The 24,987-nt window shown below is 59.9% G+C and carries 22 protein-coding genes and 2 tRNA genes; 13 read left to right on the top strand and 11 right to left on the bottom strand.

Annotation, left to right across the window (positions count from 1 at the left end; all coding sequences use genetic code 11):
- Window positions 1-21 precede the first annotated feature (21 nt).
- The 3 genes from hsrA (at window position 22) to ACXWTF_RS11200 (ending at window position 2,385) form a co-directional block, all read left to right on the top strand.
- Window positions 22-693, top strand: a complete 672-nt coding sequence (gene hsrA / locus ACXWTF_RS11210) for a homeostatic response regulator transcription factor HsrA (protein WP_345984922.1) — start codon at window positions 22-24, stop codon at window positions 691-693.
- Window positions 672-1,979: a sensor histidine kinase gene (locus tag ACXWTF_RS11205; RefSeq protein ID WP_461715073.1), complete on the top strand. Its 1,308-nt coding sequence runs from the start codon at window positions 672-674 to the stop codon at window positions 1,977-1,979. The genes hsrA and ACXWTF_RS11205 overlap by 22 nt, the downstream gene beginning before the upstream one ends.
- A gap of 148 nt (window positions 1,980-2,127) precedes the next feature.
- Window positions 2,128-2,385, top strand: coding sequence for a YfhL family 4Fe-4S dicluster ferredoxin (locus ACXWTF_RS11200; protein ID WP_231018856.1), 258 nt, complete (start codon window positions 2,128-2,130; stop codon window positions 2,383-2,385).
- Between the two features lie 34 nt (window positions 2,386-2,419).
- Here the strand turns inward: ACXWTF_RS11200 and ACXWTF_RS11195 are convergent, their stop codons facing one another.
- Window positions 2,420-3,748 (bottom strand): cation:proton antiporter, encoded by a 1,329-nt coding sequence (locus tag ACXWTF_RS11195; protein ID WP_461715072.1) that lies wholly within the window; start codon window positions 3,746-3,748, stop codon window positions 2,420-2,422.
- Between the two features lie 119 nt (window positions 3,749-3,867).
- Between ACXWTF_RS11195 and ACXWTF_RS11190 the strand changes: the two genes are divergently transcribed.
- Window positions 3,868-5,340: a Ppx/GppA phosphatase family protein gene (locus ACXWTF_RS11190; RefSeq protein ID WP_461715071.1), complete on the top strand. Its 1,473-nt coding sequence runs from the start codon at window positions 3,868-3,870 to the stop codon at window positions 5,338-5,340.
- 55 nt (window positions 5,341-5,395) lie between these two features.
- Here the strand turns inward: ACXWTF_RS11190 and bamA are convergent, their stop codons facing one another.
- On the bottom strand, window positions 5,396-7,639 hold the full coding sequence (bamA, locus tag ACXWTF_RS11185) for an outer membrane protein assembly factor BamA (protein ID WP_461715070.1): 2,244 nt from the start codon (window positions 7,637-7,639) through the stop codon (window positions 5,396-5,398).
- Window positions 7,640-7,767: 128 nt separating this feature from the next.
- Between bamA and ACXWTF_RS11180 the strand changes: the two genes are divergently transcribed.
- From ACXWTF_RS11180 to ACXWTF_RS11150, 7 genes are all read left to right on the top strand, one after another.
- Window positions 7,768-8,601: a prephenate dehydrogenase gene (locus ACXWTF_RS11180; RefSeq protein ID WP_461715069.1), complete on the top strand. Its 834-nt coding sequence runs from the start codon at window positions 7,768-7,770 to the stop codon at window positions 8,599-8,601.
- A complete protein-coding gene (locus ACXWTF_RS11175; RefSeq protein ID WP_461715068.1) occupies window positions 8,598-9,197 on the top strand; it encodes a hypothetical protein in 600 nt (199 codons plus the stop codon). The genes ACXWTF_RS11180 and ACXWTF_RS11175 overlap by 4 nt, the downstream gene beginning before the upstream one ends.
- Complete coding sequence (locus tag ACXWTF_RS11170; protein ID WP_461715067.1) at window positions 9,194-10,444, top strand: BaiN/RdsA family NAD(P)/FAD-dependent oxidoreductase; 1,251 nt, start codon at window positions 9,194-9,196, stop codon at window positions 10,442-10,444. The genes ACXWTF_RS11175 and ACXWTF_RS11170 overlap by 4 nt, the downstream gene beginning before the upstream one ends.
- Window positions 10,445-10,483: 39 nt before the next feature.
- The gene (gene trhA, locus ACXWTF_RS11165) at window positions 10,484-11,170 is read left to right on the top strand and encodes a PAQR family membrane homeostasis protein TrhA (RefSeq protein WP_461715066.1); all 687 of its coding nucleotides are present in this window, start codon (window positions 10,484-10,486) and stop codon (window positions 11,168-11,170) included.
- 75 nt (window positions 11,171-11,245) lie between these two features.
- A complete protein-coding gene (locus tag ACXWTF_RS11160) occupies window positions 11,246-12,970 on the top strand; it encodes a glycoside hydrolase family 13 protein (RefSeq protein WP_461715065.1) in 1,725 nt (574 codons plus the stop codon).
- 23 nt (window positions 12,971-12,993) lie between these two features.
- Window positions 12,994-15,318: a glucosylglycerol-phosphate synthase gene (gene ggpS / locus ACXWTF_RS11155; protein ID WP_461715064.1), complete on the top strand. Its 2,325-nt coding sequence runs from the start codon at window positions 12,994-12,996 to the stop codon at window positions 15,316-15,318.
- Between the two features lie 155 nt (window positions 15,319-15,473).
- Window positions 15,474-15,806 carry a hypothetical protein gene (locus tag ACXWTF_RS11150; RefSeq protein ID WP_461715063.1) on the top strand — a complete coding sequence of 111 codons (333 nt, stop codon included), beginning with the start codon at window positions 15,474-15,476 and terminating at the stop codon, window positions 15,804-15,806.
- A 61-nt stretch (window positions 15,807-15,867) separates the two neighbouring features.
- Here ACXWTF_RS11150 and ACXWTF_RS11145 read toward each other — a convergent pair whose 3' ends face one another.
- From ACXWTF_RS11145 to ACXWTF_RS11105, 9 genes are all read right to left on the bottom strand, one after another.
- Window positions 15,868-16,722 carry an SPFH domain-containing protein gene (locus ACXWTF_RS11145; protein WP_461715062.1) on the bottom strand — a complete coding sequence of 285 codons (855 nt, stop codon included), beginning with the start codon at window positions 16,720-16,722 and terminating at the stop codon, window positions 15,868-15,870.
- A complete protein-coding gene (locus ACXWTF_RS11140) occupies window positions 16,723-17,184 on the bottom strand; it encodes an NfeD family protein (RefSeq protein WP_461715061.1) in 462 nt (153 codons plus the stop codon). It abuts the gene before it with no gap.
- A gap of 45 nt (window positions 17,185-17,229) precedes the next feature.
- Complete coding sequence (locus ACXWTF_RS11135) at window positions 17,230-18,591, bottom strand: FAD-dependent oxidoreductase (protein ID WP_461715060.1); 1,362 nt, start codon at window positions 18,589-18,591, stop codon at window positions 17,230-17,232.
- A 74-nt stretch (window positions 18,592-18,665) separates the two neighbouring features.
- Entirely contained in the window at window positions 18,666-19,760 is a 1,095-nt protein-coding gene (locus ACXWTF_RS11130; RefSeq protein ID WP_461715059.1) for a hypothetical protein, read from the bottom strand.
- Window positions 19,744-21,441, bottom strand: coding sequence for a VWA domain-containing protein (locus tag ACXWTF_RS11125; protein WP_461715058.1), 1,698 nt, complete (start codon window positions 21,439-21,441; stop codon window positions 19,744-19,746). Before ACXWTF_RS11125 ends, ACXWTF_RS11130 begins: the two co-directional genes overlap by 17 nt.
- Window positions 21,438-22,361 carry a vWA domain-containing protein gene (locus ACXWTF_RS11120; RefSeq protein ID WP_461715057.1) on the bottom strand — a complete coding sequence of 308 codons (924 nt, stop codon included), beginning with the start codon at window positions 22,359-22,361 and terminating at the stop codon, window positions 21,438-21,440. The genes ACXWTF_RS11125 and ACXWTF_RS11120 overlap by 4 nt, the downstream gene beginning before the upstream one ends.
- On the bottom strand, window positions 22,354-22,752 hold the full coding sequence (locus ACXWTF_RS11115; RefSeq protein ID WP_461715056.1) for a hypothetical protein: 399 nt from the start codon (window positions 22,750-22,752) through the stop codon (window positions 22,354-22,356). The genes ACXWTF_RS11120 and ACXWTF_RS11115 overlap by 8 nt, the downstream gene beginning before the upstream one ends.
- Complete coding sequence (locus tag ACXWTF_RS11110) at window positions 22,752-23,582, bottom strand: DUF58 domain-containing protein (RefSeq protein ID WP_461715055.1); 831 nt, start codon at window positions 23,580-23,582, stop codon at window positions 22,752-22,754. The genes ACXWTF_RS11115 and ACXWTF_RS11110 overlap by 1 nt, the downstream gene beginning before the upstream one ends.
- Window positions 23,583-23,589: 7 nt before the next feature.
- Window positions 23,590-24,537, bottom strand: a complete 948-nt coding sequence (locus ACXWTF_RS11105; protein ID WP_461715054.1) for an AAA family ATPase — start codon at window positions 24,535-24,537, stop codon at window positions 23,590-23,592.
- Between the two features lie 243 nt (window positions 24,538-24,780).
- On the opposite strand from ACXWTF_RS11105, the gene ACXWTF_RS11100 reads away from it, so the two are divergent.
- Together ACXWTF_RS11100 and ACXWTF_RS11095 are read left to right on the top strand one after the other, a co-directional pair.
- Window positions 24,781-24,856, top strand: a tRNA-Lys gene (locus tag ACXWTF_RS11100).
- A gap of 15 nt (window positions 24,857-24,871) precedes the next feature.
- Window positions 24,872-24,946: transfer RNA gene (locus tag ACXWTF_RS11095), tRNA-Glu, on the top strand.
- Window positions 24,947-24,987: the final 41 nt, after the last annotated feature.

Below are 24,987 nucleotides of genomic sequence, written 5' to 3'. Positions count from 1 at the left end.
CAACAATTAGAGGATTAATGCATGCGCATTTTGATCATTGAAGATGAGATCACACTCAACAAAACTCTGGCCGAAGGGCTCAAAGAGTTTGGATACCAGAGCGACGTCGTCGAAACCCTCAAAGACGGTGAATATTACCTCGATATCCGCAACTATGACCTGATTCTGATGGACTGGATGCTCCCCGACGGCAACAGCATCGACATTATTCCCGACATCAAGGCGAACACGCCGAAAACCGCGGTCGTCGTCCTCTCCGCCCGCGACGACAACGAGAGCGAGATCGCTGCCCTGCGCGCCGGTGCGGACGACTTCATCCGCAAACCGTTCGACTTCGACGTCCTCGTTGCACGCCTGGAAGCCCGCCTGCGCTTCGGCGGCAGCAACATCATCGAGATCGAAGACCTGATCATCAACCCCGAAGAAGAGAAGATCATCTACAAAGAGAAAGAGATCGAGCTCAAGGGTAAACCGTTCGAGGTCCTCACACACCTGGCCCGCCACCGCGACCAGATCGTCTCCAAAGAGCAGCTGCTCGACGCCATCTGGGAAGAGCCCGAACTCGTTACCCCGAACGTCATCGAGGTTGCGATCAACCAGATCCGCCAGAAAATGGACAAACCGCTCAGCATCACAACGATTGAAACCGTACGCCGCCGCGGATACCGCTTTTGTTTTCCGAAAGAAGCATAAGGAACCGATTCCTCATTCAGCTGATCGTCGCTTCGGCGGCGCTGCTGATCATCTTCTCCTCTATACTCTATTTCTATATCCGCCAGAACATCTACGACGAGAAACAGCATGAGATGCTGCAGTTCGCCAAGAACATCACAGAGTTCCAGTCCCTCTCCGATACGATGAGCAACGACACCGATGCCCTGCTGGGCGTCACCGTCGAACTGATCCGCTACGATGTCTCCGGCGACGAGCCGCGCTTTTTCGATGACAGCAGCGAGGGGCGCGACTACCTGATCCTCCTCTACCCCTTCGAACAGGCGCAGAAGACCTACCTCAAGGTCTCCAAAGATATCAGTACGATGAAGAAGCTGCTCAAGAAGATCCTGCGTTCGATCTTCATCATCAACGCGATCGGCTTCTTTATCATCGTCCTCTACGCCATCGCCCTCTCCAAGATGCTCACCATCCCGATCCGGCAGCTCAGCCACCGCCTGGCCAATATGAACGAGCACCTTGTCCGGCCGATCCGCGTCGAGCATCTGCCCGAGGAGTTCGAGCCGCTCGGCCTGACGATCAACCGGCTCCTGGCCCGGATCCAGAACTTCGTCAAGTACCAAAAAGAGCTCTTTATCGGGGCGGCGCATGAACTTAAAACGCCCCTGGCCGTCATTAAGCTCAAGAACCAGGTCACCCTGATCAAGAAACGCTCTCCCGAAGAGTATATCGAGGCGATCAAAAAGACCAACGAGACCGTCGACGAAATGAACAAGATCGTCGCCGACATCCTCAATATCGGCCGCCAGGAGGGTGCGCAGCTCGAAGCGCCGGTGCGCAGGGACATCATCGACATGCTCCGGCGCAAGGGGGAGGATTTTGCGCTGCTGGCCCGGGCCGAGCAGAAAACGCTCACCTACGACTTCCAGCCCGAAAGCTATGAAGCGACGATCCAGGAGGGGCTGCTCAACCAGATCCTGCAGAACTTCCTGCAAAACGCCGTCAAATTCACCCCCGAAGGGCGCAAGGTCACCTTTACCAGCCGCGCGGAGGGGGAGGATCTTATCATCCGGGTTGTCGACGAAGGGTGCGGGATCGACGACAGCGTCGACCTCTTTGCCCCCTTTAAACGCCTCGGGACCAAGTCCGGGGTCGGCCTGGGGCTCTTCCTGGCCAAAAGCGCCGCGGATGCGATGGGGGCGGAGATTTCGCTCCGCAACCGGACCGACGGTATCGACGGCACGGAGGCGACGCTGGTGCTGCGCGCCAAGCTCTGCTGCCCCCTTCCCCAGCACAAGAAAAAATAGGGCGTCTCTTCCGCCCCTTTTTATCACGAAATCTAATCCGAACGACACCTTTGCGGCGAATGCTCCGCACTTCAAACTCGCCAAAGGTTTCTTCTGCTATAACTCGCAATTAAATTACTGACGCGAGCGCGTCACAAACGAGGTATGTATGTCCCTGCTGATCAACGATGAGTGCATCGCCTGCGATGCCTGTAGAGAAGAGTGCCCGACCGAAGCAATTGAGGAGGGGGATCCGATCTACATTATCGACCCCGACCGCTGTACCGAATGTGTCGGTACCTATGACGAACCGGCGTGTATCGCCGTCTGCCCGGTCGACTGTATCGTGCCGGACAAAGACAACGTTGAGACCGTGGCCGAGCTGAAGTTCAAACACGACCAGATCATGGCCGAGTACGAGGACTGATCCCGCTACGCCTTTGCGATCCGCACCGGGCGTCTTAGCCCTTGTGCGCCGGCGCCGTTTTCGGCGCACCTCTTCCTTTCCAAACGAAATACCCCCACAACGTCACCCCGTATCCGAAAATACTCAGCATCACGACCCCCGTCGTCACCGACTCGAAGAGCGCTTTATGGGCGAAACTGTCGGGGATCATATGCACGAGGATGATCGAGAGCGCCCCCTTCATCCCGCTGAAGGTGAGGATGAACCACCCCTCGAACCCCACCGGCTTGATCAGGTTGAACCGGTGACCGAAAAGGGCGAATTTGGCCATGGAGAGCGCCCGGATCATCGTCGTCGCGACGCACATCGCGAGGATCTCGTACCGGTAATACCACAGCTGCTCGAAATCGACGATCTCCGCCAGGGTAAAGAAGATCATCACCGTTGCAAGATACCCGAACTCCTTCGCCATCTCGAAGATGTACTCCAGGCGCTGCTGCGTCGTCGCATGGTAGCCGCCGAAACGGAGCTGGTGATAGAGCTGCTGCAGGCGGTAGCTTTTCGTTTTGCGCGCATCACGGGCTTCGCTGCGCTGCAAATCCGCATCGATCCAGGCCTTCGTGGCGATGATGGCCGCGATCAGGGTCAAAATGCCGCTGACATGCAGCGCTTCGCCCAGCACGTAGGCCGCATACCCTTCGACGACAAAGATAAAGAACTCGCCGCGCTGATGCTCGACGAGTTTCATCAGCAGGTAGAACCCGAAGCCCATCGCGACCCCGAGCCCGAGACTGACCGCGAAGACCCGCACCGCATCGAGCGAGGCCGCCGCCGGGTCGATCGACCCGCTCAGCATCCACGGCAGCCCGACGAAGAAGAAGGCGATGACCGCCGTGGCGTCGTTGCCGAGCGACTCCCCTTCGATCAGGACCTTGAGGTCATGGCTGATCCCCTCGAAACGCGACAGCACCGACTGCACGCTCACCGCGTCCGTCGCCATATTGATCGCAAACAGCGCCACGTAGCCGCCCAGGCTCAGCGGGGCGAAGAGCTCCAGCTGGTAGAGGCTCGCCCCCGCCGCAATGGAGAGTGCGACGGCGAAGACCGCCAGGTAAAAGATCTCGAAACCGAACCGCCGGACATCCTTGAACTTCAGATGCAGCGCATCCCCCATAAAGATGAGCGGGATACAGAGCAGGATCACGGTATCGAAATGGTGGCGCAGATCGAGCGGGACGGCGGCGGGGAACATATGGTAGACCAGGTAGGAGCCGATCAGCAGCAAAAAGACGGCGGGAACCTTCAGCCGGTCCGCCAGGGTATCGGAGACTACGACGACGGCCAGAAGGGTCATCAGCATGATCTCGGGGGCGAATGAGTGCATGGGGAGTCCTGTTTTTCGCCATTATAGCGTGTCGGCAGCCGGAAATTGGGACAGGGTGCCCCTCCCCTTGGCGGACTCTGAGGCGGAATTTTGTATAATCCACCAAAAAAGGCTCCCCCATGGCGAAGCGTACCGCGATCATCGATATCGGGTCCAACTCCGTTCGAATGGTCGTCTTCGAAAAAAGCAGCCGCTTCGCCTTTTCCCTGCTGCATGAGTCCAAGAGCCGCGTCCGGATCAGCGAAGGGGCCTACGCCGACAACGGCAATCTCCAGGATGCCGCCATCGACCGCGCCCTGGAGGCGCTTGGGGAGTTTTTGAGCATCGCCCGCTCCTACGGCTGCCGGAAACTGCTCTGCGTCGCCACCTCCGCCGTCCGAGACGCCCCCAACCGCGCCGAATTTCTCTCCCGCGCCCGCCACGAGCTCGGCCTGCAGATCAAAGTGATCGACGGGGAGAAGGAGGCCTACCTCGGCGGGGTCGCCGCGGCCAACCTCCTTCCGGCCATGAACGCCCGCACCATCGATATCGGCGGCGGCTCCACGGAGTACGCCTGCATCGCCTCGGGAGGCGTCCTGCAGAGCGCCTCATTGAACCTCGGCACCGTCCGGCTCAAGGAGCTCTTCTGCGACCGGGGCGACCTCGACGGTGCCCGGGCCTACATCGACGCGCAGTTCGCCGCGATGCCGCCGGTCACGAGCCCCATCGTCGTCGGTATCGGCGGCACCTTCCGCGCCCTGGCCCAGATCATCCAGAAAAACCAGGCCCACCCCATTAAAAAGCTGCACGCCTACACCTTCGGGGCGGATGCCGTGATGGCACTGGGGAAGAAGATCCTCGCCGCCCCCGATGACGAGGCCCTCAAAAAGCTCGGCGTCAAAAAAGAGCGCTACGACGTCATCCGCCCCGGGACCCTGATCCTTATGCGGTTTTTACAGCACGTGGGCTGCGAAACCCTCGTCACAAGCGGCGCCGGGGTACGCGAGGGGCTCTACCTCACCGACCTGCTACGCCACAACCGCCACCGCTTCCCGGAGGGGCACAACCCATCCCTGCGCTACCTGCTCGACTGCCATACGATCGAAACGGCCTTTTCCAACCAGCTTTCGACCGTCGCCATGCGCCTGTTTGACCTGCTGCAGGTCCCGATGGGCCTTCCGGACGATACCCGCCGCCTTCTCAAGATCGCGGCCCAGCTCGCCAAGGTCGGCGCGTCGGTGCATTTTTACTCCTACCACAAGAACAGCCAGTATCTGGTTGAAAGTGCCCTGGAATACGGTTACAGCCACGAAGAGATCATGACGGTGGCCGCCCTTGTGCGCTACCACAAGACACGCAAGATCGCCAAGCCCTTCTACAGTGATTATCAGCGGCTACTGCCCAAGGCAAAGATCCTCAACCGCCTCAACCTGCTGTTGGCACTTTCAGACACCCTGCTGACCCACCGGCCGCGCAACATCGACTTTGACCTCACACTCGATGACACGGGCACCCTGCAGGTCCGGGCGAAAGAGGGGACTTCCCTCTACCTGGCCAAGGAACAGATCGCACGGCTGGGCATCGAAAAAGAGCTGACGGTTCAGATCGTATGATCGTAGATCTGCGGCAGCAGAGTGCCGCAGGATTTGATCGCAGAGAAGGGGCGGCTTAGAAGCGCTGCCCGATGGTGAATTCGAAGTGGGAGATCCGGTCGTCCGTCTCCGGGTTGATCGGGTTCGCAAAGACCAGCTGCAGCGGCCCCATCGGCGAGAACCACTCCAAAGAGACACCGTAACCGCCGCGGGAGAACTCCGACAGCGACGAGGTACCGATCCATCCCCAGTCCAGGAAGGTCGTCAGGCGCATCTTCGCCTTCGGGGCCAGCGGGAAGCTCAGCTCCGCGTTGTGCGAGAAGGTCTGTTTTCCCCCGATCCGGACGTTGTCGCCGGAGGTCGCATTGAAGTAGTACGGCATGGAGTAGGACTCGTAGCCGCGGACCGATCCGAGCCCGCCCATGTAGAAGCGCTCCGCCAGCGGCAGGTATCCCGTATCACGGGCGAGGTAGTAGCGCGCTTTGTAGCGGAAGATCAGGTCGAAACCGAGCCACTCGTCCAGGCCGTTGTACTTGCTCAGCTCCGTGCGGCTCTTGACATAGTTTGCCTGGCCCCCGAGGCCGGAACGCTCGATGCTCTCCGAGAGTGCCCAGCCGCTGCGCGCGACGTAGTAGTCATCGGTATTGTCAAAGCTCATGGCGAGTGAGACGGCACTCTTGTCATAGCTCTCGAAGAAGCGCTGCTGATCGAGCGTATAGAGCGACAGGTTCACGTCTTGATAGTTGACGTTGGAGTAGGTATAGTTGAGGAAGCCGGAGATGTAGCGGCTGAAACGGTGCCCCGTCCCGAGCGTCACCCCGTCGGAGTGGGTCGTATAGTCGTTGTACTCGAAATCGCTGTAGAAGACCGAGAAATTCCCGCTGAAATCGCTGTCGTTGAGGCGCGGATTGGCGATGTTGAACGAGTAGTTGTTCGAACGCTGGGAGCGCTCCAGGCGCAGCCCGACGTTGATCCCCGAACCGAAGATATTGCGGTCGTTGACCCCGACGCTGAGCATGAAACCGCCGTAGCTGCCGTAGCCGCCGCCGAGCTGGATGTTCCCCGTCGGGGCCTCCTTGACCTTGACGACGAGGTCCATCGAATGGTCGTCGACCCGTTTCTCTTCGATGGTGTTGGCGTCAAAATAACCCGTACGCCCCAGGGCGTTGCGCGAATCTTTCAGGTCCGTCAGCGAATAGAGGTCGCCCGGCCCCAGGTAGAGTTCCCGGCGGACGATGCGGTCGAGGGTACGGTTGTTCCCCGAGATCACGACGTTGCGGATCCACACCTTCTCCCCCGGGATGATGCGGTAGACGACTTCGAGGGTGCCGTGCTCTTTATCCTTACGCAGGTCCGGAAGCACCCGGACATAGGCATAGCCCAGGTCGGCGATCTTCGTCTTGATCCGCTCGGCATCCTCCCGGAAGGTCTTGATGTTGAACGGCTGTTCCGTCTCGAGGGTAATGACGTCGCGCAGGACAGCCTCGTCGATGACATGGGTCTGCTGATGCAGCACGATCGCCTTGGTGATATAGACCTGCCCCTCGGTGACCTGGTAGCTCATGTCGGCCGTATAGTCATCAAAGTCGATCCGGGTAAACGGGGCGTCGACCTTGGCGTCCATATAGCCATGCTGCATGTAAACGTCGCGGATACGCATCGGGTCGTACTGCAGCTGGTCGAGCATCATCTTCCCGTCGTTGCGGCCCCAGAACCACCCCATGAACTCATGCTCTTTGTTGGCGATGCTGTCGTCGAAGCTGTCGGGGTCGAGCCCCTCCACGCCGCTGAAGTTCAGCTTTTCGATAAGGATCGTCTCCCCTTCGTTGACGACGAAGGTGACCGCGACCGAGCCGTTGTCAAGATGCTCCGTTTCGATCTCGACCACGGAGTCGATCTTCCCCTCCTGCGAGAGGTTTTCGACGATGCGCTTTTTGGCCGCTTCAAGCTTTTTCGGGTCGTAAAGGGTCCCTTTTTTCAACTGGACGACATCCTTCAGGATATCCTCGTCCTTCTCTTTCCACCCCTTGAGCTCGATACGTGAAATGACCGGTTTCTCTGTGAAATGCAGCGTGAGCGTGCCCGCATCGAACGTGGCGTAGATATCCGTAAAATAGCCCTGACCGAAGAAGCGTTCGATCGTCTTGTCGACCTTCTCCGTCTCCAGTGGCGCACCCGCTTTTTGCACCAGCAGCTGTTCGGCCACCCCCTCGGAGATGTGGACCAGCCCTTCGAATTGTACTTTTTCAACGGTTTCGGCGGCGAACGCGAGCGTCGAAGCCGTCAAAAACACCGCTATCAGTGCCGACCACTGTTTCATCAGAACCCTATATGCATATTTTCTTGTTTTTGGAAAGAAGGATTCTACCAGCCCGCAGGTTAATAGGACGTAAAAAGCCCCCTCTAATCCTGCGGCCGCTACAATTAGCGCGATATTAAGGAGGCGTAATGACACTGGGAATTATCGGACTGGGACTGATGGGCGGCTCGCTGGGGATGGACCTGCGGCAGCTGCCTTTCGTCAATGAGGTGATCGGACACGACCACAACGCCTCCCACTGCGACACGGCGCTGGCGCTGGGACTCGTTGACAAGGTCGTCGACTTCGACACCCTCTTGCAGTGCGATACCATCTTCCTCTCCGTCCCCGTCGACGGCATCATGAGCATCCTGCAGCAGATGCCCGGCCGCATCAAAACGGACGCCACCGTCATCGACCTGGGCAGTACCAAGGCCCGGATCGTCGAAAGCATCCCCGAAAGCATCCGCCACAACGTCATCGCCGCCCACCCCATGACCGGGACCGAGAACTTCGGTCCCCAGGCAGCGGTCTCGGGGCTCTACAGGGACAAGGTCGTCGTCCTTTGCGACATGGCCGATTCGGGCAAACTGCAGCAGGAGACGGCCGTCCGGCTCTTCTCGGGCCTGCACATGCGGCTGCACTATATGCGCGCCCACGACCATGACCGCCACGCCGCGTTTATCAGCCACATGCCCCATGCCATCTCCTACTCCCTGGCCAACACGGTACTGAACCAGGAGGACAAATACAACATTCTCGCCCTGGCAGCCGGGGGTTTCCGCTCCATGAGCCGCCTGGCAAAGAGTTCGCCCAACATGTGGGAAGATATCTTCCGCCAGAACAAAGAGCACCTCCTCGAAGCGATCAGCCTCTTTGAAAACGAGCTCGATGCCATGAAGAAGGCGATCAAAGAGGAGGCGTGGGACGAAGTGCACGACCGCCTCGAAACAGGCAAAAAACTGCACGAGATCCTCCTGTGACCGAAGCGAACACAATCCTCCCGCAGAACTTGCAGGACCTCATCGCCAACCTCTCCTTCGTACAGGCCGTCCCGCTGGGAACCCAGCAGGGGATCCCCTTCGTCGCCGTCAAGGTCGCGGACACCAATAGCAAGCTCCTCGAAGACAACGCCGTCACCTGCGAGTTCAAACCCTCCATCTTCAACGTCGACTACAAGGGGCAGACGATTGCCCTGTGTATCGTGCAGTTCCGCCTCAACGGCTCTGACCGCCACATCTTTACCGCCAGCTACGACCTGCACAACGACAAACAGTACAGCGACTGCCACGACCTGCTGGCCATGAAGCAGTACGGACTGCTCGTCGCGACCGGCGAGGTGCATACCTTCTTGCAGTTCGACACGAACTTCGCCGGTACCTTCAACCCGCAGCAGCTCCTGGCCCAGGCCCGCTCCGCCGCCACCGATTACGACCCGCTGCTTTTCAGCGAGGTCTCCTACGGTCTGACCATGCAGGCCGATACGCCTGCACACCTCTGGGAGTACCTGGAGAAGATCGCCCCCGCCCTGCACAGCTGGTACGCCCGGATGCAGCTGCAGTCCGAAAAGGTCGAATGAACCCCTTCGATCTCATCGTCGCCGGCAGCGGCGCGGCGGGAATGATGGCCGCCATCGTCGCGGCCCGGCAGGGCAAGCGGGTACTGCTGCTTGAAAAACTCTCCAAACCCGGCGCCAAGCTCAAAGCCACCGGCGGCGGCCGCTGCAACCTCACCAACACCCTCGACAACGCCAGCTTTATGGCCCGATTCGGCCGTGACGGCCGCTTTATGACCCCCGCGCTGGAGGCCTTCGACCACCGGGCCCTGATCGCTTTTTTCGGCGAGATCGGCGTCGACACCCACGCCCCGGACGGCTACCGGGTCTTTCCCGTCACCCACAGCGCTGAGACGATCCTTTCGGCGCTGCAGAAGGAGCTCGAACGCCTCGGCGTCGAGGTGCGCTGCAATCAGAAAGTCGTCACCGTCGAGCACGACGGCGAACATGTCATCGGGGTGACGACCGAGACGGACACCTACAGTGCCCCCCATGTCGTACTCGCCACCGGGGGGCTCGGCTACCCCCAGCTCGGCGCCGAAGGGGACGGCTACGCCCTCTCGCAGCAGGCGGGCCACTCCGTCACCGAGCTCTACCCCGCCATGATGCCGCTGAAAACGAAAGAGACCTGGGTAGAGCACTGTCGCGCCGACACGATCCCCAAGGTCACCATCAGGGTTGATTTGAAAAAGGCGAAGAAACTGCGTGCCGCCGGTGACCTCATCTTTACCAAAACGGGCATAAGGGGCCCCGCCGTCCTGGACTTCGCCCGCGACGTCACCCCGCTGCTCGAAGCCTACGGCGAAGTGCCCCTGCTGATCAACATGACGAAGGGAATGACCGAGGACGACCTGCTCAGGCATTTCAAGGCGTACCAGGGGACCCACCCCGATGCCGTCACGATCGACCTCGTGCAGAGCCTCCTGCCCGAAGCCCTGAGTCTGCAGCTCTGCGCCCTCGCCCAGGCCGACCCGCAGGCAAAATTCAATAAACTAGACGGGAAGGTGCGCGACGCCCTGCTCAGGCTCCTCGCCTGGACCCCCCTCACCGTCACCGGCCACGACGGTTTCAAGATGGCGATGATCACCCGCGGCGGGGTCTCGCTCAAGGAGATCCGTCCCGAAACCATGGAGAGCAAGCTCCTCAGGGGACTCTACTTCTGCGGCGAACTGATGAACCTCGACGGTCCCTGCGGCGGCTACAACCTGCAGTGGTCCTTCGCCAGCGGCTACCTTGCCGGACACCTGGGCACCCTCCCCGCACCGCAGTAATTTTCACGCGCATCGTCGGTAATAAGACGGAAATTCTTGTTGGAGTATAATGCGGATACCTCCCAAAAAGGTACCGTCATCAAACAGCCTATCAACTCCTTTTCCATCGCCGAAGAGATCTGGCACGCCGTCACCCATGGCCTCGGTCTGCTGCTGAGCGTCGCGGCGATGAGCATCCTGACGCTGCTGGCGGCCCAGAGCGGCAGCGGCAAAGCGCTGGCGGGTGCCCTGGTCTTCGGTATCGCGCTCATTTTGATGTACGGCATCTCCACCCTCTACCACGCGGTCATCGCCCCCATGGCCAAACGGATCCTCCAGCAGCTGGACCACTCCGCCATCTACCTCCTCATTGCCGGGACCTATACCCCCGTCTCCCTGCTCGGCATCCAGGGGAGCTTCGGCTGGGTCATCTTCGGCATCGAATGGGGCGTCGCGGCACTGGGCATCTATCTGAAAGCGGCCTACCACGGCCGTTTCGAAACCCTCTCCCTCGTCCTCTACGCGCTGATGGGGTGGCTGGTCCTCGTGGCCGCCGAACCGATGCTGGCGCACGTCGACACGCTCACCCTCTCGCTCCTGCTCGCCGGCGGGCTCACCTATACCCTGGGGATTGTCTTTTACGTCTGGGATTCGCTGCATCTCAACCATGCCGTGTGGCATCTCTTTGTGCTCGGCGGCAGCATCTTCCACTTTTTCGTCGTCCTCTTCCTCATCCCGGGCCGATAACTCCAACTTTAGGAGAGGCTTTTCTCTTTTTGTGTACACTTGACTTCGTATCAGACAATGGAGGGATCTTCAATCATGGCATCCAAGTGGTGGGAGCACGCCGTCTTTTACCAGCTCTATCCCCGCAGTTTCGCCGACGGCAACGGCGACGGGATCGGCGACCTCCCCGGCATCCTCGGCAGACTCGACTACCTGCAGTGGCTGGGGGTCGACGCCCTCTGGCTCTCGCCGCACTACCCCTCCCCGCAGATCGACGCCGGTTACGATATTTCAGACTTCACGGCGGTCGAACCCGCCTACGGGACGATGGAGGACTTCGACCGTCTCCTCGAGGCCGTTCATCGGCGGGGGATGAAACTGATCCTTGACCTGGTCCTCAACCACACTTCCGACAAACACCCGTGGTTTCTGGCGTCCCGCGCAAGCCGCGACAACCCCAAACGCGACTGGTACGTCTGGCACGACGGCAACGGGGAGGAACCGCCCAACAACTGGCAGTCTGAGTTCGGTGGCAGTGCATGGGAGTATGACAGCACGACGGGGCAGTGGTACTACCACTACTTCCTCAAGGAACAGCCCGACCTGAACTGGCGTCACCCCGACGTCAAGAGCGCCATGTTCGCTGCAGCCCGCTTCTGGCTGGACAAAGGCGTCGACGGTTTCCGCCTGGACGCCATCAGCACTATCTTCGAAGACAGAGATCTCACGCCGCACACCAGCCGGTACAGTGCCATCGACGCCCTGCGCAGCAACTGGCTGCACGACATTGAGGAGGCATCTAGCTCCTATGACACCATCCTCTCCGACCTCTTCAAATACCAGCGTAATCACCCGAAAAATTTTGAGCTGATAGAGGAGTTGCGCCGTCTCGTCGATACATACGACGAGCGTTTTCTCGTTGGCGAGACCTCGGACCTCCACTTCTTGGGCACAGGCGAGAACAGGCTGCACAGCATCTTCGATTTCGATCTCCTTTACCAACAGAACCTCACGCCGGACATCATCAGAAAAATATTGCATAACTGGGGTGGCAAAGCGCCGCAGGCGAGCCGGATCGGCAACACCCTGAACAACCACGACCAATCGCGAATGGCAGAACACTTCGCCCAGGACGATCCCCGCCGCTGCCGCAGCGCCGCTGCCCTGACCCTCTTCCTCGAAGGCATCCCTTTCCTCTACTACGGCGAAGAGATAGGCATGCGGGATTATGCCATTGACAGTCTCGACGAGATGCGCGATCACGTCGGCGATGTCTACCGCCGTCTGAGGCAGGCGGACGGTGTCGGTGAAGATCAGATCCTCAAAGAGCTCGGCACGTTCTCCCGGGACCGCTGCCGGACCCCGATGCAGTGGGACCGTTCCCCCAACGCAGGCTTCGCTCCGGCCAACGTAAAAACGTGGCTTCCGGTCAATGACAACTATCTTGAGGGGACCAACGTAGCCGACCAGGTCGGCGACCCCGACGCACTTTTGCCTTTTTACCGGGAGCTGATTCATCTTCGCCGAACCCATCCGGCGCTCCAAACGGGCCGCTTTCTGGACCTCGATCCTTCCAACGAGTCGCTGCTTGTATTCCTGCGCACGACCGAGGAAGAGCAGTGCCTTGTTATCCTCAGCTTTGCCGCCACTCCCCTGCAATGCCGCCTTGAATGCCGCGGCCGTCTTCTGTTTACCGATAGCCACAATCAGGCGGCACTTGAACCGGGGCCGTATACCCTCCCCCCTTTCGGCGTTCTGATCGCGCTACTTGAAGAAAATGCACAAGATTCGGACTGTTTACCGCTTTTCGCTATGGTGTAAGGGAAACCGATTGCACTTCTCGTATGGGATTTGCATATAGACTTTCTTTAAATTTTTCCACACCACAAACACCATTACAGGAGGGTAGTCACATCTCTATTGTTCACACAGAAGACATCCACATTCTGGCCACGGATCTCGACGGGACGTTCTTAGAAAGCGTCAACAAAGAAAACGATCCGCTTTACCGCTATTTGCATGACAATCCGAACATCATTCTCGTTTTCAACTCCGGAAGGAATATCGAACTGATCCTGCCTCTTTTGGACGACATGTCCATTCCCACCCCCCACTATATCATCGGCGACGTCGGCGCCTCCGTCCTTGACGGTACAAACCTCGAACCCGTGCAGCCGCTGCAGAACAGCATCTCGAAACGGTGGTACAAGGCCCTCGACTCCATCGCGGACCTGCGTGAACGCCTCGAATCGCTCGAACGCCAGGACCAGCCCCAGGAGCGCCGTCTCTCCTACTATGTTACCAGCAGCACCATTCCCAGAGAACTCGTCGACGAGCTCAGTAGCCGGGAATGCGACATTCTGCACTCCAACGAGATCTACCTCGACATCCTGCCCAAGAACACCAGCAAAGGCTCCACCCTCGAAGCGCTGGTCGAACACCTTGGCGTTCCCAAAGAACGGGTCATGGTCGCCGGGGATACCCTCAACGACCTGAGCATGTACCAGCACGGCTTCAAAGGCGTCGTGCTAAACAACGCCGAAACCCCGCTCAAAGAAGCGGCAAGCCAGATCGAACACGCCTACTTTTCCAAGGCCCCGGGCACCCACGGTATCCTCGAAGCAATGCAGCATTTCGGCATTGCCGAAGCGGAAGAGGTGCCCAACGCCCCTGCCCCGGCATACGGTGACGCCGACCTCGTCATGGTCTACCACCGCCTGCCCTTCCAGGAGGTGGAAGAGAACGGCAAAGTCGTCCACAAAAAACACACCAGTCCCAACGGCATTCTTCCGACGCTGCTGGGTTTCTTCGCCAACGGCGAAAAGGGTTCCTGGGTCGCCTGGTCCAAATGCGAAAGCCGCGACCCCGAAGATTTTGAAAAGTATGTCGACGTAGACAAGGAGCAGTACGAACAGCTCCGGGTCTGCCGTGTCCCGCTGACGCCGTACGACGTCAAGATCTTCTACGAGGTCTTCTCCAAAGAGGCGTTCTGGCTGCTGCTGCACTCCTTCCACGAAAAGGCGCTCTTCAACCACGACCACTGGAAACACTTCTGCGATGTGAACCGCATCTTCGCGGAAAACACGGCGGCCGAAGCAGCCGAAGGCGCCGTCGTCTGGATCCACGACTACAACCTCTGGATGGTGCCGGGCTATCTGCGTCAGCTCCGCCCCGACGTCAAGATCGCCTTTTACCACCATACGCCCTTCCCCTCGGCCGATATCTTCAATATGCTCCCCTGGCGGCGCGACATCATCAACTCGCTCCTGCAGTGCGACTATATCGGGTTCCATATTCCCCAGTACGTCGACAACTTCGTCAACACGGTCCGTTCCAACACCCAGATCGAAGTCAACTCCCGTACAAATGCGGCGCCGCTTTTCAAGACTTACGGCTGCGCGATCGGCGTCGATGACTATGCCGACTCTTTCACGACCGAGCTTAACACCGTCCGTTTGGGGGCGCACCCCGTCGGCATCAACTGCGACTATATCGAACAGCTTGCGGCCAGCGACCATGTCCAGTCGCTCTACAAGAAGATCCGCGACGAGATCGGGGAGAACAAGCTCATCGTCTCCATCGAACGCACGGACTATACCAAGGGACCGGTGGACAAGCTCAAGGCCTACGAGCACTTCCTGGAAACCCACCCGGAAATGCGCGGCAAAATAAACCTCTTCATGGTCTGTACCCCGCCGGCGAAGGGGATGGCGATCTACGAAGAGATCACCCAGGATATCGCCTACCACGTCGGCCTTATCAACGGCCGTTTCGGCTCGTACAAATGGACCCCGATCAGCTACGTCAACCGGGTCATCCCCTTCGAGGACGTCATCGCTTACAACTGCGCCGCGGACATCGGCTGGGTCACGCCGCTGCGCGACGGCCTGAACCTGGTGGCTAAGGAGTACGTCGCCGCCCAGCACGCCATCGGCGGCAAAGGCGCCCTGGTGCTCTCCGAGTTTGCCGGGGCGGCCGTGGAACTGCACGGCGCCTTCCTCGCCAACCCCTATGACAAGGTCGACATGAGCACGACCCTGATGCAGGCCCTCGAAGCCCCGGACAACGAACGGGCTTCACGGCTGCAGCGGATGTCGAACATTATCCACCGCTACGACGTTAACGCCTGGGGTCAGGACTTCCTCTTCAGCGTAACAGAAACAGATTGAACGATTCGGGGCACTTTGAGTCGGTCGCTTCGATGAGCGCCGATCCTGCGTTCCCGATGCACAGGTATGCCCGCCTGTATTATGGAGTGGGAGTTGCAACCTCTGCATAATCGTGAGAGGAAAAGCTCGTAAAAGAACGTACATATGGGAGCATTATGAAAAGGTATCTCGGTTCCTTCACCATCGATATCTATGACCTGGGCGGGATCATGGACACCAAGGTCGGTGGCGAGGCCCGGTGGATCGTGGAGCAGTATATCCGCACTATCAACGCTATCGCGGATGTCGACCCGCTGAGCATTGAACAGCGGGTTTCCGATGAATACATCGACGAGGAGCTGGACCGCTACCGCAATCTGCAGTTTTCGTTTGTCATCTCCTCCGGCGAAGAGCGCCATACCCTGCTGCGGGAGCTGTTCAGGTGCTTGCGGGACATCGACACCGGCTGCATGGCCCATGTCGAACTCGAACCCTATTTCGGCGCATGAAAACGCTGTACACCCGCTGTTGCGGAACACGCATCCCGAAGCATTTGTCTGGCCGGCAGGACTACTTGAACACGCTGCCGAGCATTCCCTTGACTGCCTGCTGCACGTCGGCCGGGTAGACGACGAACTTGCCGTTCTCGCTTTCGCTCAGTTTCTCCAGCGCGGCGATGTAGCGGTCCCCGAGCAGGAACATGGCAGGGAGTTCTTTCTCCTGGATGGAGTCGGAGATGCGGGCGATCGCTTCTGCGGAGGCCTGGGCAAGGGCCACCTGGGCCTGGGCTTCGAGCTTGGCAGCTTCGAGCTGCCCCTCTGCTTCGAGAATGGCGGCATTTTTGTTCCCCTCGGCCATCGTGACGACGGCGCGGCGTTCGCGCTCGGCGGCGGCCTGCTGCTCCATCGCCTTTTGCATGGAGGGGCTCGGGCTGATATCCTGGATCTCGACGGACTTGACGGTGACCCCCCAGTCGGCGACGTCGTCGATGATCTGCTCTTTGAGGCGCGCTTTGATCATGTCGCGGTTGGAGAGCGCCTCGTCCAGCTTCATCTCCCCGATAATGGAACGCAGTGTCGTCATGACGAGGTTGACGATGGCCATCCGGAAATCCTCGACACCGTAGACCGCATCGGAGGGGCGCGTCACGCGTATAAAAGCGATGGCGTTGGTGAGGATAACGGCATTGTCCATCGTGATCACCTCCTGCTGCGGCACGTCGAGGATGATGTCCCTTGTCGTCATCCGCTCGCGGACGCTGTCGATGTAGGGAATAATGAGGTTGAGCCCCGGGGTCAGGGTCCGGTAGAACTTGCCCAACCGCTCGATCACCCACTCTTCGCCCTGCGGGACGACCTTGATCCCCTTGTAGAGGGTAACGATGATGACGACGGCGAAGACGCCGATAAGATAGAGTGAAACCATTTAGTCCTCCTTCAGGGGGGTCACTTTGATCAGCTGGCCGCTGACGTCGACAATCTGGACCTTCGTACCGACGGCGAGCGGCTCGTCGGCAAAAGCGGGCCATTCGCGGTTGCCCAGGACGGGGATATCAAAGAGCACCTTGCCGCGCTGCGGCGGTTCGATTGCCTCGACGACGGTGCCTTTGGTATCGACCCGGTAGTTCGGCTGCCCGCTCTGCGTCACGGTGCGCTGGCGGATAAAGCGCCACCACCCTACGATAAAGAGGGTGGAGAGCACCGACCAGATCAGCAGTTCAGTGGAAAAAGAGAGTGTCAAAAGATAGGCCAGCACCCCGGTCAGGATAGCGGCGACGCCGATGCCCAACAACAAGAAGGTCAGGGCCATCGTCTCCAGGCCGATCAGCACCATCCCCAGGATCACCCAGTGCCACCACAGCACGTTCGCATTCAGCCATTCGAGCATGCGTACCTCCCATTGCGTTGTGCTGTTAGTATAGCGCAGTTTGGGTCATGCACTCCGGAAATGCGCCGCGGCGATATTCTGTGCCGCCTGGACGATGGGATAGGTGGTCGGGGCCGAGGTGAGCAGGGGGTGGGTGGCCACCTGGAGGTTGAGCAGGTCGAAAACGTTCATCCGTTTTTCAATGATGACCCCGAGGATGTTGATCATCTCCCCGATATCGATCCCGCCGATCACCTGCGCGCCGATCACCTGCAGGCTGCTTTTCATGACGACGAGTTTTACCGTCTGCTTGTGGTTGTTCGGCAGCTTCGCGGGGTGCTTGTCGTCACCGACCACACTGCTGGAGATGACGTTGATCTTCTGCTTTTTCGCATCCTCCTCCGTGATCCCGGCGGAGGCGAAGCAGGTCTCCCCGACGACGGTCGAAAAGATATCGATGGTGCCGGAGAAGGATTTGACGATGTTGATGGCGTAGAGGTTCGCCGCGGCGATACGCGCCTCGGCGGTTGCCGTCGAGGCCAGCATGATCGGCAGCGTGCGCTTGGTGATGAAGTGCCGTTTTTCGGCACAGTCGCCGATGGCGAAGACGTCGGGCTGCGTGGTGCGCATGTACGCGTCGACGTAGATGGTGTCGAACTGCCGCATGGAGAGTCCCGACTCCCGGGCCAGGCTGTTTTCGGGGCGGTAGCCCGTCGCCATGACGACCGCATCGCTCTGTACCGTCTCCCCGCCGTCGAGCAGCATGCCGCAGGCGTTCCCCTCGGGACCGAGCAGCACCTCACAGCTGCGGCGGTCTTTGTAAAAAGTGACGTTCTCGTGCAGCATGATCGCTTCCATCTGGTCCGAGAACTCGGAGTCGAAAGCGTGTTTGAGCAGCCGCGATCCAATCAGGTGCACCTGCTTGCCCGCCTTGGCCAGCTCACCCGCCAGTTCGATGCCGATAAAGCCCGTACCGACGACGGCGACGCGCTTTGTCTTCATCAGCGCATCGTGCATCTTAAGGATGTAATCGGGCGATTTGGGAACGTAGAAGACCCCCGGCGCATCATGGTTGGCGATCTCTTCGGGTTTGCGCGGTACCGACCCGGTGGCGATGATCAGCTTCTCGTAGCCGTACCGCTCACCCCCCTTCCCCGTGACATAGTGCTGCTCGAAATCGATGGAGACGGCCTCGTCGATCACAAGCTCGACCCCCATCTTCTCCGCCTTGACGCCGCAGGGAATCATATTGTCCCCGACCCCCTGGAGCATCGGGCCGAAGACATAGGGGATACCGCAGGGCACCAGCGACTTGTCGTCCATCTTGACGACCGTCACCCGCTTGTCCGGGTAATACTGCCGGGACGTTGCCGCCGCCACCATGCCTGCGGGACCGCCGCCGATAATGAGAATGTCACTTTGCCGCATGCCTGATCCTTGTCGCAATGAAATTGCCCCATCCTAGCGCAATTTCGTGACGGCACTGACTCAGGACTGCCTAATTAGTGACGCCCCGGATCGCGGCGTCTGCGTAGCCGGGCCAGCAACTGTGAGAGCGTAGCGGCATCCGGCGCCTCCGCCCCCTCGTAAAGGTGGCGCTCGACGGCCCCGGCCCCCTCTTGCGCTTCGGTATCATCAAGGTGTTTGAACAGTTCTGCCAGGAGCACCCGCAGTGCATCCTTGCGGATAGGCTTCGTTTTGTGCCTGCGGCGCCGTGCCAGCAGCGTCACCGTGACTCCGAGCACGAAGCCGGCGGCAGCTCCCGCGGCCAGACTCCAGATTGTCATCGTCTCCTCCTTTTGGGTTTTCCCCTGCTTCGGTTGCACCGCGGCAGGAACGTGGACCGGGATCGGCAGCGACCTCGCCGTGACAACGCGCTGCGTCACCGGGTCGAAACTGCGGAAGAGCACCGACGGGATGGTAAAGTCCCGCTCCCCGACCAGGGCGAAAGTCCGGTTCACCTCATTGTGGTAGCACCCCTCCTCCCATGCGGCGTTCCGGGTATGCCCCTCCGCGAAAACGCTCACACCGGCGATCGCCATCCGCAGCGGTTCCGCCGTGGCCAGGTTGCCGCACCCTGAGAGCGACAGGGTCAGGCGGACGGGATGGCCCTTCTTGGTTGTATTGCGGTCAACGACGGCCTGCAACGCGAAAGCGCCGACGGCCTGAACACTGGCGGGAACGGGGGTGGCAAAGAGCGTCACGGGTTCGAAAAGGTGCTGCTGCCATGCCACCGACGGCATCCACTGCCCCCATGCATCCTGCGTATAGGTGCGTTCGGCGACGTTCATCGCCGCCTTGCCGCTTGAGAGCTCTCCCCCCTGCATCGGAGCGACGATGTACGTCTTCTCCCAGATCTCCTTCCCCGCTTCATGCCGCTCCCCGGCATGGCTCTGGAGCACCTGGAAATGGGAGAGTGCCGGTGCCGCAAACCGGAAATCGATCCCCTTGTCCGACGCGGCGTGCGCAAAACGGTAGACGAGCCGCAGCGGTTCGCCCTGAAAGAGTTGGCGGGAGGAGCTTTCGACCGTCAGCTCGTAACCCGAAAGTGCGCTGACAGCCAGCACAAGCGCAAGCAGCTTACCACGGAGCGACATGGTCGCCTCCTGCCGCACGTTGCGGTGTGATCTTGTAGAGGTGTGTACGGCTCTGCCGCTGCAGCGATTGGCGCCACATCGCCGCCTCGTAATCGCTCATCGCCGCCGTCTTCGCTTCGCCCGCCGCTTCGGAAGGCCTGGCCTCCGTCCCCTCGGGTGTCTCCGTCTGCGCGGAAGGGGCCTGTGCACCTCCCGCGGGAGAGGATGCGTCGGAGGCATCGTGTTCCCCGCCTGCAGCGGTCGTTTCGGCCGCCGCGTTCCGGCGGCGTTCCGCCTGTACCAGGCGCATCAGGCGGCCCCGGACAATGGAGAGGTTTTCCCGCGTCTGCGGGTCGTTTTGGAGGTAGAGCGCCTTCTGGTACGTCTTAATCGCCGCTTCGAGGTTCTCCCTGCCCCCCAGCATCGCCTTGGCATTGCCCAGATTGTGCAGGGTCGCGAACTGCAGCAGCCGCTCCTTCGTCCGGATCCGACCCCACAATGCCGCGGCCGCCTCGTAATTACCGGCACGGTAGAGGGCATGGGCGCTGTCATACATCGCCTCGGGGTCATTATCCTTGCGTATACCGTAGCGGTAAAAGGCCCGGGCAGCCCTCTGGTAATCGCCCTGCTCGTAATAGTGCTGCGCCGTTTCCAGCAGTTCGTAGTCAAAAGCCTCCGCCCGCAGCGGCGCCCCCTGGCCGAGCAGCAGCGCCCCCAGCAGCAATGCGGGAGGAACGGCCACGCGCTCGCGGCGGCTCATGGAGGCGTTCGCCACGAGCAGCAAAAAGAGCGCCAGCCCCAGCGGCAGAATGTAGAGCTGTCCGTACCGGCGGATCTCCCTGACACCCTCCTCACCCCCCTCGGCATGACAGCGAAGCTCGGAGAGCAGCACCGCAACGTCTCGGGAGCCCACCGTCATGCCGACATAGATACCGCCGGTGGACTCGGCCAGGGAGCGCAGGGCCGGGTTCAGCACCGTCCGGACCGGCTGCTCTCCCTGCATGAGGGGGGCGCCGTCCTGCAGCACCATGCCCCCCTCAGCCGTCCCGATTCCGAGGATATAGAGATGCAGCTTCTGCGCATTGGCATAGTTGATGGCTTCGGTGAAGTCATGCGTATCCCCCCCGTCGGTGAGCAAAAGCAGGTTTCTGCGCCCCGTCTTGCCCATCACACCGTCAGCGGCGGCCAGAAGTCCCATGATGTCGGTCCCCTTCTCGGCGTAGGCCTCGGGTGCGAAATCTTGCAGCATCTCCGCCAGAGCCTTTTTGTCCCCCGTGGGCGGCACCACGGCATAGACGTCCTGTCCGAAGGCCAGTACCCCTATTTGTTCTCTTTTTGCCCGCGCGACCAGCGTAAGCAGCTTTGTCTTTGCCACGGCGGCGCGGGAGGGGTAGACATCCTCCGTCTGCATCGAGGCCGAGATATCGACGGCGACCGTCAGCGCCTCCTCCGGCGCTTTGACAACAACCGTCGCCTCCGTAATGACGGGCTGGGACATCGCCGCGATCAGCAGGATGAAAACGGCCAGGTAGATCAGGTTGCGCTGGCGAAGGCTGAGACGCTTTTCGTTCACCCGCAGCCGTTCGAAAACGGGACCGGAGAAGAGCTCCGCCGCCGGCTCCTTCTGGGTCAGTATAAAATAGAAAAGGACAAGTACCGGCGGCAGCATCAGGTAGAAGAACTCGGGGTGGAGGAAGGTCATGCCACCCTCCGGTTGCGCAGGTAGATATAGAGAAGCAGCGTCATAAAGCCCATAAAGAGCGGGTAGATGTAGTAGTACGCCTTGACGATCACGACCGGCGGGCGCTGGGGCGACTTTTCCAGGGCATCGATCTGCGCGTAGACATCGGCAAGCGATGCACTGTTCCGGGCCGTGAAATAGGCACCGCCGCTCTCTTCTGTCAGTGTGTGAAGCACGGACTCCTGGGGGGAGGGTTCCTCACCGATGACGACGGCATAGAGGCGCACCCCCTCTTTGGCCGCAAGCCCCCCGACAACGTCGCTGCCTACGGGGGCACCGGGGGTGTTCCGGCCGTCGGTCAGGACGACGACGATCTTTTCCGCGCTCTTGACATCATGCAGCGAGACGATCCCCCTGGCCATCGCTTCGTAAAGCGCCGTGTATTTTCCGGCGATGCCGACGTAGAGCTGCCCGATGATCTGCGAGAGCATCCCCATGTCGGTGGTGGGCGGCGCGGCTGTAAACGTGTGGGTGCCGAAGACGACGAGGTCGACGCTGTCACTGCTGCGCTGCGCCACAAAAGCCTGCAGGATCTCCTGGACCGCCTCGAACCGGCTCCGGGTCCGGTCATCCGGGTCGAAATCGCCGTTGCGCATGGAGGCACTGGAATCCACCACGAGGCTGATCGCGTACCCCGGGGCACTGACGGGCTGGTAGACCCGCTCTTTCACCGGGGACATCAGGGCGACAAGCAGCAGGATGACTGATGCCCATTTGAGCAGCCAGAGCCAGAAAGAGGGCTTGAGCGTGACTGCGGCGAAGGCGGCGAGGTGCGGGAAGTAGAACCCCTGGTGGCGCAGGCGGCAGAGCGCCTCGCAGGCCAGAAAGATGAAGAGCAATGAGATGACTTTCGGGAATTCGAAGAAGATTCCCTCAAACATCGATCATCCCGAGATAGATCCTGAAATACGCTCGGGTCTCCTCGTCGATGGGCGGCACCGTTTTGCGGAACTTGTAGGGTTCAAGGCGACGTTCGAGGTTTTCGAAGGCCTCCAGCAGACGCGGGGAGTCCTCCGCGAAACGGCGGCCGAGACGGGAGATGGCATACGCCGCCTGTTTCGCGTCGTCGAGATCGACCGCCTCCAGCGCTTTGCGGCTGGCACGCCGGGTGTTCTCTTTTCGCTCCTCGTAGTAGCGGCGGATCAGCAGATAAAGGACGAGCAGCAGAAAAAAGAACACCACCGCCGCAGCGGCTGCAAGATAGTAGGGCGTATAGTCATGGATCTCGACCAGAGGCTTGATGTCATGCAGCGGGATATCGTCTGAACGCATTATCGCCCCTCGAAAAGGCGCCGGAGTTTGACGCCGATATGGTCATCCGTATAGATCTTCGTAAAGCGGATGCCGTCTTTGCGAAGCTGCTCGTACAGGGCATGGTCGTGCTCGCGCACCTTCGCTTCGTAGTCCCGGACGGTCCGGGTGTTGAAATCGCCCTCGAGGAGCATCCCGCTCTCGGGGTCGCGCAGCGACGCGAAACCGAACGGCGGCGGGTGTTCCTCCAAGCGGTCCCGGACGATAATGCAGACGACCTCGTGCTTCTTCGCCAGCAGCCGCAGCTGGGGGAGCTCGAAAAAGTCCCCCACGACCAGCAGCAGCGAACGGCGGCGGATGCGCTGGTAGAGCGTCTTGGCCATCGCGTCGTAATCGCTCTTTTTCCCGACCGCCTCGAAGGCATCGACCTTCTGCGTCAGCTCCGAGACGGCGTAACGGTTCTTCGTCGGGCGCCCTTCCTCGTAGAGGCGGTCCGCAAAAAGCATGTAGCCCAGCGCATCACTGTTGTACTGCACGGCGTACCCCACCGTCGCGGCGATCTCCGCCATCACCTCCTGCTTGAAACGATGCTGTCCGAAATGGACGCTGCCGCCGAGCATCATCGCGACGACGACGCTGAGTTCGCGCTCCTCGCGGAAGATCTTGATAAAGGGGGTGCGCATCTTTGCCGTGATGTTCCAGTCGATATGGCGTATGTCATCACCGGGCATATATTCGCGCAGCTCGATAAAGTCGTACCCCTCACCGTGGAAAATGGAGGGGTTGTTGCCGATAAGTTCGCTGAAGACCTGTCGCCGGGCCTTGACGAGGATACGCTGGACCGTTCCCATAAGGTTCCTACGGCAGCGGGACCGCTTCGATCACCTTGTCGATGATCTCGTCCGCCGTGATACCGTCGGCCTCGGCCTCGTAGCTCAGCACGATACGGTGGCGCATCAGCTCTTTGATAATGAACGCGACGTCGACGGGGCTGACGTAGTCCTTGCCGCGCAGGTAGGCCATTGCCTTGACAGCTTTGAACATGTCGATGCTCACCCGCGGGCTTGCACCGAACTGCAGCTGATCTTCCAGCGCATCGAGCCCGTACGACACAGGATCCCGGGTCGCGCTGACCAGCTCGATCATGTAGCGCTCCACCTCCTCATCGACATGCACCTGCTGGACCTCCGCTTTGAGGCTCTCCAGGTCTTCATGGGAGATAACGGCGTGGATCGTCTCGGAAACGCCTGCCGCGATGCGGCGGGCGATCTCAAGCTCCTCCTCTTTCGTGTTGTAGCCGACCTTCAGTTTCAGCATAAAGCGGTCGAGCTGCGCCTCGGGAAGCTGGTAGACCCCCTCCTGCTCCACCGGGTTCTGCGTCGCCATGACAAAGAAAGGGGGCGCGAGCTTGAAACTCTCCTCGCCAATGGTGACCTGCCGCTCCTGCATCACTTCCAGCAGTGCAGACTGCACCTTCGCCGGGGCCCGGTTGATCTCGTCGGCCAGCAGCAGGTTCGTAAAGACAGGCCCATGCTTGATCTTGAACGCATTATGCTGCGGATCGTAGATCTCCGCGCCGAGGATATCCGAGGGGAGGAGATCCGGAGTGAACTGGACCCGTTTGAACTGCAGCCCCAGGCTCTGGGAGAGCGCCTTGACCGTCGTCGTCTTTGCCAGACCGGGGATCCCCTCTATAAGAATATGCCCTTCACAGAGCAGGCCGATGAGCAGCCCGTCGATCATCTTTTCCTGACCGACGACGACTTTGGCCACCTCGGACTTGATCGCTTCGATTTTAGAGTACATCAAAAACCTTCATAAAGGATAATGGGGCCATTATAGCGTTTTGAAGGTATAGATTACCCTGCCCCGGAAGCGCCGGATGCAGGGAAATGCGGTGAAAAAAACTTCTTTTTCGGCGCCGGAAAAGCCCTCCCGTACATTTTTTGGATTTTTTTGGATTTTTTTTTGAAAAACTATTGACTTTAAAAAGTGTTTTTCGTATAATTCCCGTCCACAAACGAAGAGAGCTTATCTCAGCGTTTGAATGTCTCGTTAGCTCAGCTGGTAGAGCACGTCACTTTTAATGATGTGGCCGTTGGTTCGAATCCAACACGGGACACCATTGTTACTCCTTAGTGGCCCCATCGTCTAGCGGTTAGGATCCCAGATTTTCATTCTGGTTACCGGAGTTCGAGTCTCCGTGGGGTCACCACCTTTCTTTAAACCTTCCTAAATTAATTTTTATAAATTCTT

Source organism: Thiomicrolovo sp. ZZH C-3, from assembly GCF_054862725.1.
Note: the sequence above shows the minus strand (reverse complement) of the source record. Positions and strands in the feature narration are given on the sequence as shown.

Coding starts and splice junctions, on each gene's coding strand:
- hsrA (WP_345984922.1), top strand. CDS start 22: ATGCGCATTTTGATCATTGAAGATGAGATCACACTCAACAAAACTCTG.
- ACXWTF_RS11200 (WP_231018856.1), top strand. CDS start 2,128: ATGTCCCTGCTGATCAACGATGAGTGCATCGCCTGCGATGCCTGTAGA.
- ACXWTF_RS11195 (WP_461715072.1), bottom strand. CDS start 3,748: ATGCACTCATTCGCCCCCGAGATCATGCTGATGACCCTTCTGGCCGTC.
- ACXWTF_RS11190 (WP_461715071.1), top strand. CDS start 3,868: ATGGCGAAGCGTACCGCGATCATCGATATCGGGTCCAACTCCGTTCGA.
- bamA (WP_461715070.1), bottom strand. CDS start 7,639: ATGAAACAGTGGTCGGCACTGATAGCGGTGTTTTTGACGGCTTCGACG.
- ACXWTF_RS11180 (WP_461715069.1), top strand. CDS start 7,768: ATGACACTGGGAATTATCGGACTGGGACTGATGGGCGGCTCGCTGGGG.
- ACXWTF_RS11170 (WP_461715067.1), top strand. CDS start 9,194: ATGAACCCCTTCGATCTCATCGTCGCCGGCAGCGGCGCGGCGGGAATG.
- ACXWTF_RS11160 (WP_461715065.1), top strand. CDS start 11,246: ATGGCATCCAAGTGGTGGGAGCACGCCGTCTTTTACCAGCTCTATCCC.
- ggpS (WP_461715064.1), top strand. CDS start 12,994: ATGGGATTTGCATATAGACTTTCTTTAAATTTTTCCACACCACAAACA.
- ACXWTF_RS11150 (WP_461715063.1), top strand. CDS start 15,474: ATGAAAAGGTATCTCGGTTCCTTCACCATCGATATCTATGACCTGGGC.
- ACXWTF_RS11145 (WP_461715062.1), bottom strand. CDS start 16,722: ATGGTTTCACTCTATCTTATCGGCGTCTTCGCCGTCGTCATCATCGTT.
- ACXWTF_RS11140 (WP_461715061.1), bottom strand. CDS start 17,184: ATGCTCGAATGGCTGAATGCGAACGTGCTGTGGTGGCACTGGGTGATC.
- ACXWTF_RS11135 (WP_461715060.1), bottom strand. CDS start 18,591: ATGCGGCAAAGTGACATTCTCATTATCGGCGGCGGTCCCGCAGGCATG.
- ACXWTF_RS11130 (WP_461715059.1), bottom strand. CDS start 19,760: ATGTCGCTCCGTGGTAAGCTGCTTGCGCTTGTGCTGGCTGTCAGCGCA.
- ACXWTF_RS11125 (WP_461715058.1), bottom strand. CDS start 21,441: ATGACCTTCCTCCACCCCGAGTTCTTCTACCTGATGCTGCCGCCGGTA.
- ACXWTF_RS11120 (WP_461715057.1), bottom strand. CDS start 22,361: ATGTTTGAGGGAATCTTCTTCGAATTCCCGAAAGTCATCTCATTGCTC.
- ACXWTF_RS11115 (WP_461715056.1), bottom strand. CDS start 22,752: ATGCGTTCAGACGATATCCCGCTGCATGACATCAAGCCTCTGGTCGAG.
- ACXWTF_RS11110 (WP_461715055.1), bottom strand. CDS start 23,582: ATGGGAACGGTCCAGCGTATCCTCGTCAAGGCCCGGCGACAGGTCTTC.
- ACXWTF_RS11105 (WP_461715054.1), bottom strand. CDS start 24,537: ATGTACTCTAAAATCGAAGCGATCAAGTCCGAGGTGGCCAAAGTCGTC.